We start from the raw sequence: 14,277 nt of genomic DNA on the forward strand, positions 1-14,277 counted from the left end.
TCGCGTTGGCGGTCGGTCCGCTCCGCGGCAGTTAATTGTATCGTCGCGTCGGCCGTCTCGTCGGAGTTGCATTCGGCGTCCCCGTCGGAATCGCATTCGGTATCCTCGTCGACGTCGCATTCGCCCCCCGCTCGGTCCGATGCGGCCGAGGCGGCGAGTCACGCCCCATCGAGCCGCCAGGTGTTTCGGTCCCACGAATAGCCGAAGGTCTCCTCGGGACCCCGGATCGCGCTGTCGTACCCCACGATCTCGACGCCCATATGCAGGAAGTTGAACGGTTGTTCGACCGAGAGTGCGCCGAAGACCTCAGCGAGCGCGGCCCGCCGTTCGGCCTCGTCGACGGTGCTGGAGGCGGTCTCGAACAGCGATGCGAAGTCGGTCTCGGGGTGATACCCGTAGAAGTTGGTCCCGCCGCGGCGGACCGAAAACCCGCGGATCGAGGTCGGCGTTCGGGGATAGGTGTTGAACGTGATCCCGAGGATCAGATCCCAGGGTCGCGAACTCACCGACTGATCGCGCGGCCCGCCGTTGTAGGGGCCCGCGTCCCACGGCGGGTCGCCATCGCCCTGCCAACTGTTGTAGAGGTGCTGTTCGACGATGCTCCCGTACTGCTTGCCGGTCAGCTCGACGTCGATGCCGACCGCGTCGTACTCCTGGGCGACCAGTTCGGCGATCGTCTGAATCGGCTGTGAGCCCTGGGCGAACACGAGATCCAGCGTGACCGGCTCGTCCGCGTCGTCGACGACGCGGTCGCCCTCGTAGCGGTACGGCGTTCCATCGAGATTGTCCCGCAGGAGTTCGCGAGCGCGCTCGTGACTGTAGGTCTCTCCGACGCCGAGTTCGCGGACCGCTTCGTCGGCGTACCACTTCGAGAACGTCGGCTGGAAGGTGTGCGCGACGGTGGCATAGCCGCGGCGGACGTCCTCGACGATCTGCCGTTTGTCCACCGCGTGCGCCAGCGCGCGTCTGACGGCTGGCTTCCGAAGCGCCTCGTAGAAGGACCCGTTGGCGCGCTGATTGTAGATGAGCGATGTCATATACGCCTGCGGGAACACCTTCACCGCGACGTCGTCGAGTCCCTCGAACTGCTCGACCCGCGACGCGGGGAGGTCCGTAGCCGTGAGTTCGCCAGAGCGGAGCGCCGACAGGCGCGTGCTCTCTTCGGGCACGACGCGATAGGTGTACGAGTCGAAATACGGAGCGTTCTGCCACTCGTCGGGCACGTCGTCCACCTCGCGGAGGTAGTACTCCTCGTTCCGGGTGGCGACGAACGAGGAGCCGCGCTCCCAGCGCTCGAACGTGTAGGGGCCGAGGTTTCCGGCGTACGCGAGCGTCTGAACCGCCTCGTCCTGCGCCAGCCCTTCCTGGTCCTCGGCCGGTCGATACTGTTCGATGAGGCCCTTGGGCATACAGAACGCGCCCCACAACACCGGGCGGAGGGGGAAGGCGGGATCGGGCTCGGGGAGGCGGACCTCGAACGTCCGTCGGCCAGTCTTCTCCACGGGAATCGGCTCGCCGGCCCGCTGCCACTCCCCGGGAGTGGGGTAGTTCGCCCAGTTCGAGTCGGCCTGGAACACCTCGGTGATCATATACACCCAGTCTTCGGCCGTCATCGACCCGTAGTCCGCACCCCACTCGAGGCCGTCTCTGAGTTCGACCGTGTAGACCCGACCTTCGTCGGTCGAGATGTCGGCCCACAGCGGGAAGATCTCCTGCTCGGGCGTGATCGCGTACGCGCCGTCGAGTACCAGTTGGATGCGGTTCGCGGAGGGGGTGTCGTTGACGCTGAGGAAGTTCAGGGTCTGTGTGCCCGTCGACGTACCGTCGACGTAGTGGGTCTCGTCGCTGGTGCCGTCGCCCTGCGAGGAACTGCACCCCGCGACTGCGGTCGCCCCACTGAGACCGAGAAGATGGAGAAATGATCGCCGGGACCGAGACGCGAGCGCGCTCGGTCCGGCATCGCCCGAACGGTCACCGGGTAGCATACCGACACGGTTCGGCTATCCGGTAAAATAGCCATCGATGGCCCGCATCCGACGAGGGTGGTCACTCGGGCCTCGAACGCGGCCGCTGCGGTGGGCGGTGCGGCGCCGGATCAGTCGTCGCCGGACTCGTCGACGATGACGACCTCGCCGTCCTCGACGCGGACGTTGATGAGCGTCTTGACGTGGTGGTCGCTGTCGTCCAGTTCGTTCGAACCGGCCTTCTTGATCACGGCGACCGTGTCGACGACGTCTGCGCCGATGCTGTCGAGGGCGTCGAGCACCGCCCGCATCGTCCCGCCGGTCGAGAGCACGTCGTCGAGGACGAGCACCCGGTCGCCCGGGTCGACGTCGTTGATGTACATCTCGTTCTCCGAGTACCCCGTCTGCTGACTCAGGGGCTCTTCGCCGTCGAGGCCGTACTGGCGCTTTCGAATGACGACGAGCGGGATGTCTGTCATCAGCGAGACCGCCGTGGAGATGTGAATTCCCATCGCCGCGGGGGTGACGATCTTGTCGACGTTGTCGATCTCGGCCTTGCGGATGATCTTGATGACGATCTCCCGCAGCAGCTCCGGTCGGAGCATCGGGACGCCGTCGCTGATCGGGTGGACGAAGTACTCGTACTCTCCTTTCTCGATGATTGGGGCTTCAAGGAGCGACTGCCGCAGTTGGTCCATGTCGAAGCGATGCCGGGTCGAAAATAAAAACTGGCGGTTCGTCTGCTCGCCGCGAGTGAGCGCCGCGGTTCGTGTCAGCGGCTATCGCGGCAGCAACACACGTGGAGAGCCGGCGGGCGCGCCGAACCCGTGCGGGGGAGACGTTCCCCGTCAACTGGGGAAACTGGACGTATGACCACTTGTCCGCGGTGCTACCGCTCGACAGAGCGGAAGACGTATTTGACACCCTTAGTAACGGTACCGTAACGTATGAGCCGAGCGACCGACCGGAACGGAGCGGCACCGACCTGGGCTGGTGGTGGCAGGTGAGTGCCGAGAGTTCCCGCATCCTCGTTCCCGTGGGTGAGTCCTCCACCATCCGCAACACGGTGGCGTACGCGATCCGGGAGGCGCGTGCGGGTGCGGAAGCGACTGACGAGACACCCGCAGACGCGGACGGGGCCGACGAGACACCCGCAGACGCGGACGGGACCGACGAGACCCCTGCGGTCCACTTCGTGTTCCCGGCCAGGGGGCGCGCCGTCGACGCCGAAAGCCTAGACGACTCTGCACAGGCCGAACGTCTCCTCGAACGCGTGATGGTCTGGGCGCGTGAGGACCTGGGTTACGACGACAGCGAGGAGGCCGAACTCGACATCGAGATCGAAACCGCGGTCGTCGGGACCGACCGCTACCTCTTCAGCCCCGGCGACTTCGCGGCCGTCATCACTGAGTATGCGGCGGTGGCGGGGCTCAGTCGCATCATCGTCGATCCGGAGTTCCAGCCCGGCGGCAGCGCGCCGATGCTCCGGCCCTTCGAGGTGGAACTCACGCGGTCCGACTTCGCCGTCGAGGAGGCGCCGGTCGAACGACAGACGTCGCGGACTCGGCTGGTCTCGCGGACGACGATCGGCAAGGGGATCGCGACGTTCGGTGCGACCTACGCGTTCTACCTCCTGATCGCCGGGTCACTCAGCCTGTTCAACCTCGCCACCGGCGGACTGACGGCGCTACTGGCGACGATCGGCTTCGCGAACATCACGTTCGTCTCGTCGCCGTCGCCGCGCCGGACCGCGCTCCGGATCGCGCGGCTGGGCCTGTTCGTGCCGTATCTGGTGTGGGAGATCACGAAGGCGAACCTCTCGATCGCCTACATCATCCTCCATCCCGATCTGCCGATCGACCCCGAGATGCGTCGGTTCCGCGCGGCAGTCTGGGGCGGCATCCCCGTGACGACACTCGCCAACAGCATCACGCTCACGCCGGGGACCCTGACCGTCGACGTCGGCCGAGACGGTCTCGACATTCACACGCTGACCGGCCCGGCTCGCGACGACCTCGCCGCAGGGGGGTTAGAGCGGGCGGTCCGATTCGTCTACTACGGCCGAGCCGGCGCCCGGATCCCGACACCGACAGAGCGCGAGAGCCTGTCGCTCGTGACCGCGGAGTCGACGCCCTCGGGCGCGGCGTCCGGCGCCGAGACGGAGACCGGCGCCGATTCGACGGGCGAGGTGACCGAAGCCGGGGGTGAGACGTGATGGCGGTCTCGGGACTCCTCGGAACGGTCCTGCTCGCGGCGGCCGGCGCGTTCGTCGTCTTCGCCATCGTGTTGGTCTACCGGATCGTCGCGGGGCCGACGATGCAGGACCGCGTCATCGCGGTCAACGGAATCGGGACGAACGTGGTCGTCGTACTCGCCCTTCTGGCAGCGGCGCTGGAGCGCCCCGGCTACCTCGACATCGCGCTCGTCTACGGGATGCTGAACTTCCTGATGAGCATCGCCATCTCGAAGTTCACCGTCGAGCGGGGCGGGGTGATCTGAGATGGCGGTCACCGAGTGGCTGGCTATCGCGCTCGTCGTCGCGGGGACGTTCTTCGGGTTCGTCGCGGTCGTCGGTATCGTCCGCCTCCCGGACCTGTACACCCGCGCACACGCCACCTCGAAGAGTGACACGCTCGGGATCATCCTGACGCTCAGCGGGGCAGCGCTGGTGTTCGGCGCGGACCTCGCGGTCGCGAAGACGGCGGTCCTGGGGCTGTTCCTGTTCGTGACGAATCCCACGGCGGCGCACGCGATCACGCGGGCCGCGTACGATCAGGGAATCGCGCCCTGGACCACGGAGGGAGACGAATGACGGCGATCACGGCCGAACTGACCGTTGTGCTCACCTTCGCACTCCTCACAGCTGTCGCGGCGACTTTCCTGCGAGACGTTCTCAACGCCATCATCGCATTCGCGGCGTTCAGCTTCGGGATCGCCGTCGCGTGGCTGCTCCTCGCCGCCCCGGACGTGGCGCTGACCGAGGCCGCCGTCGGGGCGGGGATCACCACGGTCTTCTTCCTGGTGACGATCGCGAAGACCGTCAGGCCGGGCGGCGAGCGACTCTTCGAGCCGATCGCGTGGCGCTCGGTCGCGGTGGTCGCCGTCCTGGTCGGGGCGCTGCTCACCACCGTCCGGTCGCTGCCGGCGGTGGGCGCGATGAACTCGCCGGTCGCGACCTCCCGGATCACGGAATACTACCTCGGAAACGCCTACGATCAGACCGGCGTCGAAAACGCCGTGACCGCCGTGTTGGCCGCCTACCGTGGCTTCGACACGCTGGGCGAGGCGACGGTCGTCATTGCCGCCGGACTGGCGGTGCTTCTCGTGCTACGACAGGAGGCCTACGTATGAGCAGTGCAGACCAGAACCGAACCTACGTCGAGAGTACGATCATTATGACGACGGTCCGCGTCGTCGCCCCGTTCGCGTTCACCTTCGGGCTGTTCGTGATGTTCCACGGCGCGGAGTCGGCGGGTGGCGGCTTCCAGGGCGGCGTCATCGTCGCTGCAGCCGTCCTGTTGCTCGCGTTCGCGTTCGGAATCGAATCGACGCGTGCGTGGCTCGAAGGACCGCTCGCGCGTGCCGCGATCGCGGCCGGCGGGGCGGCGTTCACCGTCATCGGTCTCGGTGCGGTGGCGGCGAACGGAGCGTTCCTCGAGTACGAGGCCTACAACCTCGAAAAGACGGGCGTCAAATACGGTATCGAACTCGTCGAACTCGGGATCGGTGCGATCGTCTCGGGCGTCCTCGTGGGGCTGTTTTTCAGCCTGGCTCGGGGAGACTTCGAGTCCATCAACGGCAGCGACGCCGACGGGCAGGGAGGTGAGCAGCCGTGATCGATCTGCTCGCGACCCACTACAACTACCTGATGTTCGTGGCGCTCGTCGGACTCGGCCTCTACGGCGTCACCGCGAGTTCGAATCTCGTGAAGAAGATCATCGGCCTGAACATCTTCCAGGTCGGGATCTTCCTGTTCATCGTCACGAGCGGGTACATCGACGGCGGGTCGCCGCCGGTCGTCCACGGCCACGGCGCCGAGACGTACGTCAGCCCGCTGCCGCACGTGCTGATCCTGACGGCGATCGTCGTCGGCGTGAGCCTGACCGCGGTAGCACTCGCGCTCGTCGTCCGAATCTACGAGGCCTACGGGACGCTTGATGAGGACACCATTCGGGAGGTGCGCCTGAATGACTGACGCGATCGCACTCTTGGTCGCCGTCCCGATCGTCTTCGCGCTGTTCCCCATCGCGTTCGGCGGCCGGTGGGAGCATATGGGCTGGGGGACCGCCGCGCTCGGAGCGCTCGTCCACCTCGGGCTGTCGCTCACCGTCGCGGCGACGGTGCTCTCGGGCGGCCGGTTCACGTACGCCGTCGGCGGCTATACGCCCCCGTTCGGCATCGAACTGGTCGGCGACGGCGTGAGCGCGGTGCTCGTCGTGTTGACGTCGCTGGTGACCGTCGCGGTGGTCGCCTACGCGCGGCGGGCGGGTCCGCACTCGAACACGTTCTACAGCGAACTACTGGTGCTCACCGCCGGCATCTCCGGGGTGTTCGTCACCGGCGACGTGTTCAATCTGTACGTGTTCATCGAGATCACGGGGTTAGCGACGTACGCGCTGGTCGCGACCGGCCGCGGGCCAGCCGCGGCGCTTGCGAGCCTGAAGTACCTGCTCGTCGGAACGGTCGGCGCCTCGCTGTATCTGCTCGGCGTCGGCTACCTCTACGTCGCGACGGGGACGCTGAACATGGCGGATCTGGCCAGCCAACTCTCCTCGGTGGGGTACGGCTCGCCGCTCGTACTGACGGGCTTCGGGCTCATCGTCGTCGGTCTCGCGGTCAAGGCGGCGCTCTTTCCCCTCCACACCTGGCAGCCCGGCGCGTACGCCGAGTCGCCAGACAGCGTCACCGCGTACATCTCGGCGCTCGTCTCCACCGCGGCCGCGTACGCACTGTTCCGGATCATATACGCGGTGTTCACTCCCGCCTTCGACGCCGCGGTCCCGTTCGCGCTCGACGCGCTGGTGATACTGGCGTCGGTGAGCGTCGTCGTCGGCTCCGTCCTGGCCGTCCTCCAGTCGGACCTCAAGCGGATGCTGGCGTACTCCTCGGTCGCACAGTTCGGCCTGATCGTCGCCGGGTTCGCCATCGCTAACGCGACGGCCGTGACCGGCGGGTTGGTCCACCTGATCGGTCACGCAGTGATGAAGGCGGGACTGTTCGTCGGCGTCGGGGCACTCGCCGGCGTCGCGGGTGGGCGGACCGTGGACGACTTCGCCGGCCTCGCCGAGCGCGCACCGCTCGTGAGCGCCGCCTTCGCCGTCCTCGCGTTCGCGCTGGTCGGCGTGCCGCCAGCGATCGGCTTCGCCGGCAAGTGGCACATCGTGCTCGGAGCGGTCGAGGGCGGCCGGTGGGGGGTCGCACTCGTCGCAGTCGTGAGCACGCTCCTGACGCTGGCGTACTTCGCGCGCGTCGTCGAGCGGATGTACTTCCGCGACGCGCCCGCGCCGGCTGAGGAATCCGTCGCTGCGGCCGCTGACGGTGGCGACGCGGAACTGGCGTCCGACGGCGGGAGCGACGGCGACGGTGACGCGTCCGGGGCGGCCTCGGACGCGGGAGCCGAACCCGAGACGATCTCGATGACCGCCCGGATCATCGTCGTCGGCGCGGCCGTCGCGGCGGTCGGCGTGGGTCTGGTCGCCACGGACCTGATTGCGGTCTTCGAACCGGTCCTGGAGGTGTACTTCTAGATGTCCGAAATAGCGTCTCTGAGGCCGCTTGCGGCGGTACTACTCCCCGCACTCGGCATTCTGGCGATCGTCGCATCGCAGCGTCGACCGAACATCCGAGAGGGATTCACCATCCTCACCGCGCTCGCAACCTTCGGGACGGTCGCGAGCCTCGTGCCGTCGGCGCTGTCCGGCGCGACGCACGTGTCCCGGCTGGGGACGTTCGTACCCGGCATCGAACTCACGTTGCGCGCCGATCCGCTCGGGATGATCTTCGCGCTCCTCGCGAGCGCGCTGTGGCTCGTCACGAGCTTCTACAGCATCGGATATATGCGCGGCCTCGACGAGCACTCGCAGACCAGGTACTTCGCGGCGTTCGCGGGCAGCGTCGGCGCGGCACTCGGCGTCGCGTTCGCGTCGAACCTCGTCGCGCTGTATATCTTCTACGAACTGCTGACGGTCGCGACCTACCCGCTCGTCGCCCACGACGAGAGCGAGAAGGCGCGGGCCGCAGGTCGGAAGTACCTCACCTACACCTTCGGGGGCGGCGTCGCCGTCCTCGCGGGGACCGTCCTACTCTTCTGGACCACCGGAACGGTCGCGTTCACGCCCGGCGGCATCGCGGCCCTGGCGACGGCCGATCCGGTCATCGCGCGGGCGGCCTTCGCGCTCCTGGCCGGCGGCTTCGGCGTGAAAGCGGCGCTCATCCCCGTCCACTCGTGGCTGCCGGACGCGATGGTCGCGCCGACGCCGGTCTCGGGGCTGCTGCACGCGGTGGCGGTCGTCAAGAGCGGCGTGTTCGGGATCGCGCGGGTCGTCCTCGACGTGTTCGGGCCCGAGACGGTCGCCGACCTCGGCGTCGGTCTCCCGCTGGCGGCGGTCGCGGCGGTGACGATCCTCGTATCGAGCGTCATCGCGCTCCGACAGGACAACCTCAAACGCCGACTGGCGTACTCGACGATCAGCCAGTTGTCGTACATCGTGCTCGGACTCGGACTGCTCTCGCCGGCCGCGCTGATCGGCGGCCTGCTGCACATCCCCGCACACGCGTTTATGAAGCTCACCCTGTTCTTCTGTGCGGGTGCGATCCACGTCGAGACCCACACCGACGACATCAGCGAGATGGCCGGGATCGGAAAGCGGATGCCGCTCACGATGGCCGCCTTCGGCGTCGCGAGCGTCGGGATGGCCGGACTGCCGCTCGTCGCGGGGTTCGTGAGCAAGTGGTACCTCCTGATCGGCAGCCTCGACAACGGGACGGCGATCTTCGCCCTCGTCTTGCTCACGTCGGGCCTCCTGAACATCGGCTACTTCTGGCCGATCGTCTATCAGGCGTTCTTCCAGACGGCCGAGGACTCGGACGCCAAACCGCTCGTCGAGTTCCCGATCGGCGGAGCCCGTGTCCGCACAGACGGCGGCGAGCGAGCGGAGGACCGAGATGACGACGCCGAGGAGGCGGCCGGCGAACCGGAGGCCGCCGAGGCCGCGGCCGGGGCGGGAGACGTCCCCATCGATACCGCCGAACCGGTCGACCCGGAGATCGATCCGGACGTCACGCCCTCCGAGGAAGAGGGCGACGTCGAGATCGACGCCCGAATCGAGAGCGAAGGCCAGTACGCCGTCGACCGGAACCCCAGTGATCACCTCCAAGAGGACGCGCCTGGTGCCGTCGACGGCGAGAGCGACGGCGAACGCGACGACGAGGACGAGGCCTCGCTGAGCGATGCCGGGAGCGACGGACACGCCGACGTCCACGGTGGCCCGTCCGGCTGGGAGCGCCGCGGCTTCGGCGAAGAGAGCACGTGGTTTATGCTCGGACCGATCAGCGTGGCGGCGGCCGGCGCCGTGGCGCTCGGGATCGCGCCGCAGGCGATGGTGTTCCTCGCGCTCGTCTATGAGGTCGTCGCGAACGCGACGGGGGTGGTGTTCTGATGAGCGCCGCTGTCGCCCCGTTCGTGGCCGGCCTCGCCGCCAGAGCGACCGTCCTCGCCTCGGAGCCGTCGGTGTCGCTGCCGACGGCCGACGTCCCGACTGTCGTCCCGCCGGCGGCCGCGATCCTCGCAGTCGCGATCGTGCTGCCGGTCCTCTCGCGGAAACTCGGACACGCGCTCGGCGTCCTCGCGACCGGCGGCGTGTCCCTGTGGTCGCTCTTGGCTCCCGCCGGAGCGTACCTCGACGTGACGTTCCTCGGCTTCGACGCGCTGCTGTTCAACGTCGACGCGTTCTCGCGGCTGATGGGCGTCATCTTCGGGCTGATCGGAGCGGCCGCCGTGCTGTACTCGTACTCGTCCGACGCGAGCAACCGCCAGACCGCGTTCGCGCTCGGCTACGTCGGAACGAGCGTCGGCGCCGTCTTCGCCGGCGACTGGCTGACGATGATCTTCTTCTGGGAGCTGATGGCGGTCACGAGCACGCTCTTGGTCTGGGATTACGGCGGGGAGGCCGTCCGCGCCGGCTTCCGCTACGCCGTCTATCACGGCCTCGGCGGAAGCCTGCTGATGGCGGCGATCGTGTGGCACTACACCGAAGTCGGCTCGTTCCTGTTCAGCGCCAGCGACGGGATCGTCGCGGGCATCCCGGCCGCGTTGGCCGCGGTCGGGATCGGCGTCAACGTCGGGTTCGTGGGGCTGCACACCTGGCTGCCCGACACGTATCCGCGTCCGCACGTCGCCGCGAGCGTCTTCCTCTCGGTGTACACGACAAAGACGGGCGTGTACGGACTCGCGCGGGCCTTCCCCGACGGCAACCTCGCGGTCGCGTATATGGGGGCCGCGATGGCGCTCGTCGGCGTCGTCTACGCCCTGCTGCAGAACGATATGCGCCGCCTGCTCTCGTATCACATCCAGTCGCAGGTCGGTTATATGGTCGCGGGGGTGGGCGTCGGGACGGCGCTCGCGACCGCCGGTGCCTTCGCGCACGTGTTCAATCACATCCTCTACAAGGCGCTGCTCTTCATGACCGCGGGCGTCGTCATCTCACGAACGGGCAAGCAGAGCCTGAAGTACCTCGGCGGACTGGGTCGGGCGCTGCCGGTGACGGCGCTGGCTTTCACCGCCGCGGCGCTGTCGATCAGCGGCTTCCCCGGCTTCAACGGCTTCGTCAGCAAGGGGATGATCACGGCCGCGGCGCACAAAGAGCACCTCGACGGGATCTTCTACATCCTGCTCGCGGCGGGCGTGGGGACGTTTATGTCCTTCATCAAGTTCGGCTACTACGCCTTCCTCCGCGAGAGCGACAGCACCTGGGCGATCCAGCGGTCGGTCACCGGCCAGCGGGTCGCGATGCTGGGAGTCGCCACGCTGTGTGTGCTGCTCGGCCTCTACCCCGACGCGCTGTTTGCACTCCTCCCCGGCAGCACGGCCGACGCGCACCCGTTCACGCTGAGTCACCTCGGCGAGGGATTCCTGCTCGCGGCGCTGGGCGTCGTCGGCTTCGCCCTGCTGAAGACGCCGCTCTCGAAGATCGGCAACGGCATCGACGTCGACGTCGTGATCGAACCGGCGACCTTCTACGGGATGCGCGGTCTCGTCCGCGGGACCACGGAACTGTTCGCGGCCGTCGATCGGGCAGTCGTGGCCGCCGCTTCGACGGCGCTGGCGGCCGCCGGCGACCCCTACGGCGCGATCCGCGGTCCGGCGGTCGCGCTACTGGGCAGTGAGGGCGAGTCGCTGCAGGACGGCGGCCTGCGTGCGACCATCGCGACGAGCGTCCTCCTCGTGGTCGTCGTCCTGGCGGCGACGCTGGTCGGCCTGCTGTAGCGCCCGACCAGCGACCCCGATTGCGAACAGCGACGACGGTTTCTACAGACCCGTCGTAGTAGCGGTATGCGTACGCTCACACCCAAAGAACTCCTCGCCGGCATATGGGTCGCCTCCGGGCTGGCACTGCGGGGTGGCGGCGGGGAATTCGTCGGGAGCGTCCTCGCGGCGGCGTTCATCGCGAGTGGGTTCGAGATCGGCCTCGGGGGACTCGTCGGCTTGGTCTACAAGGTCGCCGCGGATGCGAATCGGCAGGATTCCTGACCGCAGCCCGTGCTGTGCCCGCCGCATACGCTCAACGACGGCTGCACAGCGCGATTCCGTTACTCGACGACGCCGGCTGCGAGTCGCTCCGCCACCGCCGCGCCGAGTTCGCGCTTCGACCCGGAGAACTCGGAGACGGCCTCCTCGTCGACGAACAGCGTCCGCGTCGCGTCCGACCCCATCACGGAGGCGTCGTTGGCCACGACGAACGCCAGTCCCACGCGGTCCAGGATGCTGCGCGCGGCCTCAGTCATCGCCCCGTCGTCGCCGGACGTCTCGGCTTTGAACCCGACAATCGGGAGGTCGGGGTGGGCTTCGCGCACGTCGTCGAGCAACTTCGGCGTCGGTTCGAGTTCGAGCGTCCGCCGTTCCCCCGAGCGGAGTTTCTCGCTCGCGGCCTCGACGGTGTAATCGGAAATCGCCGCCGCAGAGACGACAGCGTCGGTGTCGCGGTCGGTGTGTGCGACCACCGCGTCGCGCATCTCCGCGGCGGACTCGACCGTGACGGTCTCGGCGTAGTGGACGTCGCCGCCGGGGTGGACGAGCGTCACGTCGGCCCCGCGGCAGTGACACGCCCTGGCGACCGCCCGTCCCGTCTTGCCGGATGCGCGGTTCGTGAGAATTCGGACGGGATCGATCGCCTCCGCGGTCGCGCCGGCCGTGACGACGACGTGGCTGTCGGCGAGCGTCTGTTCGGTCGTCGCCCGCGCGGTCGCGGTGACGATGGCCTCCTCGGTCGCGATCTTGGCTTTGCCCTCGTCGATTCGGGGATCGACGAAGTCGACGCCCCACGACTCGACGCGGTCGATCGCGTCGAGTACGCCCGGATGGTCGTACATCGGTTCGTGCATCGCGGGGGCGATCACGACGGGAACGTCCGCGCCGAGCGCGGTCGTCGCACAGGTCGTCACGGGCGTGTCGTCGACCGCACCGGCGATCTTTCCGACCGTGTTGGCCGTCGCGGGAGCGAGCAGGAGCACGTCGGCCCAGCCCTCGCGGCCGCAGAGTTCGACGTGTTCGACACGGCCCGTGATCTCGGTCACGACCTCGTTCTCGGTCGCGAACTCGACCGCCCACGGGTGGATGATCCCCTGTGCGCTCTCGGTCATCACGCCGCGGACCGTCGCCCCCTGCCGACGCAGCTCGTGAGCGAGTTCGACCACCTTCACGGCGGCGATGCTCCCCGAGATCCCGAGCGCGACGTTAACCCCGTCCAACATCGGTCGATGGTTCGGGTGCGGCAGGTAAAACTCCACGTCTTTCGGCGACGGCGCGAGCCCGGGGCAGCGCGACGGACGTCAGCGATCGCGGTCGCGAGTGGGCACGGCCGGCATCCGTCGTTTGTGTGCGGTCGCCTCGTGCCGATCGAGGAGATCGGTGACAGTCGTCACGTCCACGCCGACGCGGGCCGCGACGGCGTCCGGCTCGAGCCCGGCGTCGACTCCGAGTTCGAGTATCGGGTCGATGACGTCGTAGGGTGCCCCGAGGTCGTCGGCGTCCACCTGGCCGGGACGGATCCCGGGGGTCGGTTCCTTGTCGAGGACGAAGTCCGGGACGTCGAGAGCCTCGGCCAGCTCTCGAACTTCGGTCTTGTACAGGTGGCCGATCGGAAGGAGGTCGGCCGCCCCGTCGCCGTGCTTCGTGAAGTACCCGAGGAGCCGCTCACTCCGGTTGGTCGTGCCACAGACCAGGCGGTCCGTCGCGTTGGCCGCAAAATACGCGAGCATCATACGGAACCGGGCGATCGCGTTGCCGGCCGGGACAGGTTCGTCGTGGAACCCGAAACTGTCGGGGACGACCGAGCCGAAACGGGCGAACAGCGGCTGGAGGTGGACCGTGTCGTGATCGATGCCGAGTGCGTCGGCGAGCGCCTCCGCGTCGCGCGCGGCGGTGGCACCGAGTTTGGTGCACGGGAGGATCAGCCCGTAGACCCGTTCGGGTCCCAGCGCATCCACCGCGAGAGCCGCGGTGACTGTCGAATCCAGCCCGCCACTCATATTGACCACGACGCCGCGGGCGTCGGCGTCCTCGACCGTCTCACGAACGACAGTCTCGATCCGCTGCCGGGCCACCTCGGGATCGACGATGGATGGAACCGCTGCCTGCTCTCCGTCGAGCGACCCGTCGGTGGTCGAGAGACTGTCGGTGGACTCGGCGTCGGCCGCCCGCGACTCCGACGCAGTCGAAGAGTCGGTCATCGCTCGCGGCCCCTCCGCGCACCCGCGGAGCGATCGAACCACGGTGCCTGCGTCCGGCGGTCGATGCCAGCGTCGACACGAGCAAACATCACTGGTGGCGGTCAGCGGGCACGGTGTAAATACGCTTTGTACTGTTTGTTTAAGGAATACCCGAGAGACACAAGCCATACGCATAGTATTCGGTTTTGATAACAATATGTACGGTCTCTCGGTCGTATTTTCATACGAACCTCAATTACGCCCAAAACAGCGTTTGGAATCATATAATGTAAGGTATTTCCGCACTATAGACGAAGTATTTCGTTTTTCTCGGTTTTTGTTTTCTGTTTAAGGGATATAACGCCATTATATCCAAACATTTATCAAA

The 14,277-nt window shown here is 67.5% G+C and carries 14 protein-coding genes; 10 read left to right on the forward strand and 4 right to left on the reverse strand.

Features of this window, described 5'->3' with window-relative positions:
- Nucleotides 1–158 precede the first annotated feature (158 nt).
- The gene (locus tag BLU74_RS00920; RefSeq protein ID WP_089764111.1) at nucleotides 159–1,985 is read right to left on the reverse strand and encodes an ABC transporter substrate-binding protein; all 1,827 of its coding nucleotides are present in this window, start codon (nucleotides 1,983–1,985) and stop codon (nucleotides 159–161) included.
- A 110-nt stretch (nucleotides 1,986–2,095) separates the two neighbouring features.
- Nucleotides 2,096–2,662, reverse strand: coding sequence for a hypoxanthine/guanine phosphoribosyltransferase (gene hpt / locus BLU74_RS00925; protein ID WP_089764113.1), 567 nt, complete (start codon nucleotides 2,660–2,662; stop codon nucleotides 2,096–2,098).
- 305 nt (nucleotides 2,663–2,967) lie between these two features.
- On the opposite strand from hpt, the gene BLU74_RS00930 reads away from it, so the two are divergent.
- From BLU74_RS00930 to BLU74_RS00975, 10 genes are all read left to right on the forward strand, one after another.
- Entirely contained in the window at nucleotides 2,968–4,179 is a 1,212-nt protein-coding gene (locus BLU74_RS00930; RefSeq protein WP_089764115.1) for a monovalent cation/H+ antiporter subunit E, read from the forward strand.
- Nucleotides 4,179–4,463, forward strand: a complete 285-nt coding sequence (locus BLU74_RS00935) for a monovalent cation/H+ antiporter complex subunit F (protein WP_089764117.1) — start codon at nucleotides 4,179–4,181, stop codon at nucleotides 4,461–4,463. Before BLU74_RS00930 ends, BLU74_RS00935 begins: the two co-directional genes overlap by 1 nt.
- A 1-nt stretch (nucleotide 4,464) precedes the next feature.
- Entirely contained in the window at nucleotides 4,465–4,776 is a 312-nt protein-coding gene (gene mnhG, locus BLU74_RS00940; RefSeq protein ID WP_089764119.1) for a monovalent cation/H(+) antiporter subunit G, read from the forward strand.
- Nucleotides 4,773–5,315 carry a DUF4040 domain-containing protein gene (locus BLU74_RS00945; protein ID WP_089764120.1) on the forward strand — a complete coding sequence of 181 codons (543 nt, stop codon included), beginning with the start codon at nucleotides 4,773–4,775 and terminating at the stop codon, nucleotides 5,313–5,315. Before mnhG ends, BLU74_RS00945 begins: the two co-directional genes overlap by 4 nt.
- Nucleotides 5,312–5,800 (forward strand): MnhB domain-containing protein, encoded by a 489-nt coding sequence (locus BLU74_RS00950; RefSeq protein ID WP_089764122.1) that lies wholly within the window; start codon nucleotides 5,312–5,314, stop codon nucleotides 5,798–5,800. Before BLU74_RS00945 ends, BLU74_RS00950 begins: the two co-directional genes overlap by 4 nt.
- Nucleotides 5,797–6,159: a cation:proton antiporter subunit C gene (locus BLU74_RS00955; protein WP_089764124.1), complete on the forward strand. Its 363-nt coding sequence runs from the start codon at nucleotides 5,797–5,799 to the stop codon at nucleotides 6,157–6,159. Before BLU74_RS00950 ends, BLU74_RS00955 begins: the two co-directional genes overlap by 4 nt.
- A complete protein-coding gene (locus tag BLU74_RS00960; protein ID WP_089764126.1) occupies nucleotides 6,152–7,711 on the forward strand; it encodes a monovalent cation/H+ antiporter subunit D family protein in 1,560 nt (519 codons plus the stop codon). The genes BLU74_RS00955 and BLU74_RS00960 overlap by 8 nt, the downstream gene beginning before the upstream one ends.
- The gene (locus tag BLU74_RS00965; RefSeq protein ID WP_089764128.1) at nucleotides 7,712–9,622 is read left to right on the forward strand and encodes a cation:proton antiporter; all 1,911 of its coding nucleotides are present in this window, start codon (nucleotides 7,712–7,714) and stop codon (nucleotides 9,620–9,622) included.
- The gene (locus BLU74_RS00970) at nucleotides 9,622–11,448 is read left to right on the forward strand and encodes a Na(+)/H(+) antiporter subunit D (protein ID WP_089764129.1); all 1,827 of its coding nucleotides are present in this window, start codon (nucleotides 9,622–9,624) and stop codon (nucleotides 11,446–11,448) included. Before BLU74_RS00965 ends, BLU74_RS00970 begins: the two co-directional genes overlap by 1 nt.
- 66 nt (nucleotides 11,449–11,514) lie before the next feature.
- Nucleotides 11,515–11,712: a hypothetical protein gene (locus BLU74_RS00975; RefSeq protein ID WP_089764132.1), complete on the forward strand. Its 198-nt coding sequence runs from the start codon at nucleotides 11,515–11,517 to the stop codon at nucleotides 11,710–11,712.
- Nucleotides 11,713–11,771: 59 nt separating this feature from the next.
- Here BLU74_RS00975 and coaBC read toward each other — a convergent pair whose 3' ends face one another.
- Nucleotides 11,772–12,932, reverse strand: a complete 1,161-nt coding sequence (coaBC, locus tag BLU74_RS00980) for a bifunctional phosphopantothenoylcysteine decarboxylase/phosphopantothenate--cysteine ligase CoaBC (RefSeq protein ID WP_089764134.1) — start codon at nucleotides 12,930–12,932, stop codon at nucleotides 11,772–11,774.
- Nucleotides 12,933–13,010: 78 nt separating this feature from the next.
- On the reverse strand, nucleotides 13,011–13,910 hold the full coding sequence (locus BLU74_RS00985) for an NAD+ synthase (protein ID WP_089764136.1): 900 nt from the start codon (nucleotides 13,908–13,910) through the stop codon (nucleotides 13,011–13,013).
- Between the last annotated feature and the right edge of the window lie 367 nt (nucleotides 13,911–14,277).

Source organism: Halobellus clavatus, from assembly GCF_900107195.1.
Taxonomy (GTDB): domain Archaea; phylum Halobacteriota; class Halobacteria; order Halobacteriales; family Haloferacaceae; genus Haloquadratum; species Haloquadratum clavatum.